This is a genomic window from Shewanella sp. BC20, from assembly GCF_003129585.1.
GTDB classification, from domain to species: domain Bacteria; phylum Pseudomonadota; class Gammaproteobacteria; order Enterobacterales; family Shewanellaceae; genus Shewanella; species Shewanella seohaensis.
In genome coordinates this window covers 1-583 of sequence record NZ_NHRI01000043.1, presented here as the reverse complement: position 1 = coordinate 583, position 583 = coordinate 1, and the positions used below count along the sequence as shown (strand labels likewise).

The 583-nt window shown below is 45.1% G+C and carries 1 pseudogene; it reads right to left on the bottom strand.

The annotated features are described in order from the left end of the window. A pseudogene (locus CBX96_RS21420) lies at nt 1-583 on the bottom strand (IS3-like element ISShes2 family transposase); the annotation flags it as partial.

The following is a 583-nucleotide window of genomic DNA, read 5'->3' as shown; positions in this document are numbered from 1 at the left end:
CCATATTCAAACTCAGATGCGGTCTCATATCGTTGTATATTGCTATCGATTCTCTAACAAGTATCTTCAGCTCCGCAAATGTCCTACATCGGTGCAGTAAAAACTCCTGCTTCAGTATGCCATTCACTCTTTCTGCTAATGCATTTTGGTAGCAATCATAACCATCCGTCATTGACGGCTGGATTTGGCTCGCCTGAAGCGCATTCTGATAAACGGCTGAGCAGTACTGTAAACCTCTGTCTGAGTGATGCACCGCGTTGCCGATATAGCGTTTATCTTTGATGGCCATTTTTAACGCTTTCACCACACTCTCGGCTTTCATGTCTTTACTCACATGATGACCGACTATCTTACGAGAACTGGCATCGGTGACCAGTGACAGGTAGTGCACACCTTGGTCTGACTCAAGATAGGAGATATCACTGACCAGTACATGCCCTGCATCATGCAGTCCTTCCTCTTTCAGCAGATTAGGATGCTTCTTCATCCAGTGTTTGCTGAACGTGGTTTTTGTGTAGCTTTTCTTCGGTTTAACCAGTAAACCTTCACTTCTCAAATAGGTAAAGAACCCATCTCGCCCGAG